This is a genomic window from Nostoc cf. edaphicum LEGE 07299 (genome assembly GCF_015207245.1).
Lineage (GTDB): Bacteria > Cyanobacteriota > Cyanobacteriia > Cyanobacteriales > Nostocaceae > Nostoc > Nostoc edaphicum_B.
Genome location: NZ_JADEXF010000582.1, coordinates 1 through 3,844, shown reverse-complemented (window position 1 = coordinate 3,844; position 3,844 = coordinate 1). Strand labels below are relative to the sequence as shown.

Below are 3,844 nucleotides of genomic sequence, written 5' to 3'. Positions count from 1 at the left end.
AAGCATGAGTGCTGGATTTATTCAATTGATTGCCGTAATGAAATACTCCACGCCACACAAAACCAAATCATTGGGACTGGAGAGTTAGAAAGCATCACTGTGCAAAAACCTGCTTTTGTTTTGGGCCTATTCGGGCAACTGCAAGACTGGCAGATGTACAAGATTCTTCGCTTCGTCGTGCGTTACTAAGTGCGGCACTGGAACCCTCTGCATTAGCCCAAAGCCTTATACAACAAAGATTTAGCCCTGCGGCACTGGAAACCTGGAATAAGGGAATACCTGATATGGGTGTTGCTGCCGTTATTGAATATTACGCTTTTGATGCTGGACGGTACTGCAAACAGCAAGCCAGACTTGTATGCAAAGCTTTTAACCGGATCGGTGTTCGTGCCTGGATGCAAGACATAATGGGCTGGACAAAACCCGCCACTCAACCACAAGAACAACCCCCGACACCAGCCCTCCCCCCAGTTGAACAACGATTGCATACTCTTGTCCTGGCAATGAAGACTTTAGCTGAATTAACCGGTGGCAGACTCAACCCATACATAGAACAGCAATTTAAAGACTATGCCGGGAATCTTCTGGCTGAACATAATAGGAAATTGCTAACCCCTTCAGAAGAACGCTGGCTGGGGGTTGTGAACTTTGCAGAGAACGAACTTGGAAAAAAAGTTCCCCTGAGCGGCACTCACTACCGGGGACACTTGGGTACATGGGTGAGAACATTCTACCCTCAGTTAGGCGATCGCCAAGAAACGCGATTGGTTAACGGTGTGCAACAGCCCATCTATGTCTACGCTTGTCACGAGCCGACTGTTGCGGCTGGGTTGACCAAAGCTATAGAAGAGTTCTTTGTTCATCCCAGTCCTGGAGCAGCGTTAAGGCAGGCGGGGGCTTTCGCTAGCAAGAAGGAAAAAGTATCAGTTTAGTAGCCATCAGTCTTTAGTTATTGGTTCCCTGAATTCTTCTGACTGTTGGTCAATTAAATAATACCCACCTAGAGAATTAGCACTGAAAATTTTATGATCATCCCTTTTAATTTACAAGCACAAGTTACAGCCACTGATGGTAAAGAGTGCATAATTAGCACTGCTTATGTAGACATCATTCAAATTCTGACTTCTAAAGAATTAGCTCAAGCTGACCCGGAAATGAGGGGAACTTTAGACATGATTGCAGAAAATGGGAGCTTTTGTGGCGACGGTGTTGATGAGTTTCTGAGCGATGTTTTAGATGAACTTCAGGACTGGGAATTTGTCGAAGAAATTGACGATGGCAACAGTACTTACTGGGTGCTTACCCCAAAAGGCGTTTTGCTCCAAGCTGAACTTTAACAAAAATAATCAAGCGAACAATCGCAATTGACCTGTAATTAGGGATTGCTCCTCACCACTACATACTCTGATTCTGGCTCAAGCTGGTTTCAATGGAATAATTTTACGCCTTGGAGATAAAAAATATGAAAGCCATAGTCACAGTAGTTGAGAAAATCTCATCTGAAGCTCACATTGATATTCCTGAAGGTTTAGCAGAATTAGGCATTAGACAGCACGTTGTAGATCATTACAACAGTGGCGAAATGCTTCCTTTACTAAATATTTTCCACGTTGATTTTGAATCTATCAGTGTTCACATTGGTAAAAAACCCAAAATCAGTTGGCAACCTGGAAAATCTTGGATTTCAAAGCGTCCCTATTACTTTTGTAAACTTGGAAGATTTACTTTGACTCTGTTAACTGATACAGAGCAAAACTTAACTCGTACAGAAGTTTACTTTGGGCATCACAAGCAACTTATTTATACGTCAGAAAAAGAGATATCCAAAGAATTGGCAACAGTCGAACTCCAAAATTTCTTAAGTGGATTAGCTGTTGAACTTCAGACTTTAAGCCACATTGAATTTCCAGAACAAGTCTGAAATTAACATTGAAAATAACAGGAATTAAATTCGATAAATCCGAACAATCGAATAAGCCGCAACTAACCTGTCCTTACAAAACAGCCCGGAACGTGAAAGAACTGATTGATGCCTGGCTAACAGACCCGACTGCTATGAGTGATGATTGCGTGCCGCTGCTTGTTAGAGACTCAATCAAGTGGAATTGCTGGGTTTTACCTTGGCGCAATGGAGAGCGAAAGCTAAATAACTTGTACCAGAACTTCAACCCGGTAGTCGTGGATTTCCTAGCACAAGAATTAGCAACGAAATCAAAACGCTCCGCACAACAGGAAATAGATCATGCGATCGCAGTAATCAACACCTGGGAAAAAACCAAGGGTGGGTGGACGAACCTGATGCAGCGCTATCAGCAAGCAGTATTGCAAACAGAAAAACAGTCCCCACCTCAACTACATACTGCTACGACAAGAAGACCAAGCAACACCAATAGCATCACGCTCGAAGATGCTTTGGCACAAGACCGAATACGCCGTCAGCAAGAGCAATCAAAGCAGGCTCCATCCAATGAGTATCAACACAGCCCACAAATGCTGGAGCTAAAAGCAAAACTTCAAGCCACAGCTTCTTCTGCAAAAGTTTCGAGCAACACCAGACCATCTTCCACGAATTTGCGAGAAGTTGAAGCGCAGTTAAAATTAGCACTAAGAGCCTAATTATGCACCCTAATCAAGACAACGTAGTTTCTTTCCATCCTGACAGGTCACTTGACAACTTGCCTCCACAAAATATCGAAGCGGAAGTTGCTATTTTGGGCGGGATTATGCTCGACCCAGAAGCAATAACCAGAGTCAGCGATCGCCTAAGCGTTGAAGCTTTTTACATCAGCGCCCACTCATACATTTATCAAGCTGCGACAACGCTTCACGCTTTGTTTCAACCCACAGATTTACTAAGCGTCACCGCTTGGTTGGCTGACCACAATCTGCTCAATCGCATTGGTGGCAGGAATAAGTTAGCAACTCTGGTAGACCGCACTGTATCCGCCGTCAACATCGACGCTTTGGCTGATTTGGTGATGGAGAAATATCGACGGCGACAGCTAATCAAAGTGGGCAATGAAATTGTCCACCTCGGCTACGAGACGCAAACTGAACTACCACTTGTCCTTGGGGAAGCTGAGGCAAAAGTTTTTACTGTAACTCAAAATCAAAGCGATGAGCGCTGCAAGGTTTTCTCAGCACAAGACATGGGCATTGAACTTTTTCAAAAGCTGGAGATGGGGAATATGGCAGGCGACAAAGTTGGTTGGTATGACTTGGAAAATATCACCGGTGGCATTTATCCCAGCAGCTTAGTTGTAGTGGCTGCTGAATCCCACATGGGCAAAACTCACTTCATGATTTCTTACGCTTACGAAATTATGAGCAAACTTGGAAAGCCAGTTCTGTATGTAACTCCAGAAATGGACAAGAATCAACTCAATGCCCGAATGCTAGCCCGAATCACTGGCGTAGACGCTTCTATGATTCAAACCAATACGCAATGCTACTGGGAACAAATAGCACAAGGCATAGGACAGATGGTGGAACTGCCTTGGAAAGTCTATGAGCATTCCTCCCCTACAACCACAATGATTGCTTCTGCTGTGCGCCGTGCCATTGCCGAATTTGGTGGTTCTATTGGTGCTGTGTTTATTGATTACTTGCAGCAGATCCCTCTGGAATCTGGGGGGAATATGGCTTTTGAAGTCGGCAAGATTACCCGCCAGATTCGGGATATCGCCAAGTCTCACAAAATCCCTGTTTTCTTGGGCTGTCAAATTAATCGGGGCAATCAAACTACGGCTGATAAACGCCCCAATCGTCATTTACTTCGTAACTCTGGTGAAATCTTTGAGGTTTGTGACCAGTTAATTATGCTTTACCGCGATGCTGTTTACAC

At 44.2% G+C, this 3,844-nt stretch carries 6 protein-coding genes; all 6 read left to right on the top strand.

What is annotated here, in order from left to right; translation table 11 throughout:
• Nucleotides 1-189 (top strand): DUF1392 family protein (locus IQ229_RS17245; RefSeq protein ID WP_194045769.1); only part of this gene is annotated, 189 nt, incomplete at its 5' end.
• A gap of 95 nt (nucleotides 190-284) precedes the next feature.
• A complete protein-coding gene (locus tag IQ229_RS17240) occupies nucleotides 285-932 on the top strand; it encodes a hypothetical protein (protein ID WP_194045773.1) in 648 nt (215 codons plus the stop codon).
• 93 nt (nucleotides 933-1,025) lie between these two features.
• The gene (locus IQ229_RS17235) at nucleotides 1,026-1,337 is read left to right on the top strand and encodes a hypothetical protein (RefSeq protein WP_109013056.1); all 312 of its coding nucleotides are present in this window, start codon (nucleotides 1,026-1,028) and stop codon (nucleotides 1,335-1,337) included.
• Between the two features lie 125 nt (nucleotides 1,338-1,462).
• Nucleotides 1,463-1,921 (top strand): hypothetical protein, encoded by a 459-nt coding sequence (locus tag IQ229_RS17230; RefSeq protein ID WP_194045771.1) that lies wholly within the window; start codon nucleotides 1,463-1,465, stop codon nucleotides 1,919-1,921.
• An 8-nt stretch (nucleotides 1,922-1,929) separates the two neighbouring features.
• Entirely contained in the window at nucleotides 1,930-2,616 is a 687-nt protein-coding gene (locus IQ229_RS17225; protein WP_228013528.1) for a hypothetical protein, read from the top strand.
• A gap of 2 nt (nucleotides 2,617-2,618) precedes the next feature.
• On the top strand, nucleotides 2,619-3,844 hold a 1,226-nt coding region (locus IQ229_RS17220; protein WP_194045767.1), incomplete at its 3' end, for a replicative DNA helicase.

Bases quoted from the DNA above. Each gene is read 5' to 3' on its own strand.
- IQ229_RS17240 (WP_194045773.1), top strand. From the start codon at position 285: ATGGGTGTTGCTGCCGTTATTGAATATTACGCTTTTGATGCTGGACGG.
- IQ229_RS17235 (WP_109013056.1), top strand. From the start codon at position 1,026: ATGATCATCCCTTTTAATTTACAAGCACAAGTTACAGCCACTGATGGT.
- IQ229_RS17230 (WP_194045771.1), top strand. From the start codon at position 1,463: ATGAAAGCCATAGTCACAGTAGTTGAGAAAATCTCATCTGAAGCTCAC.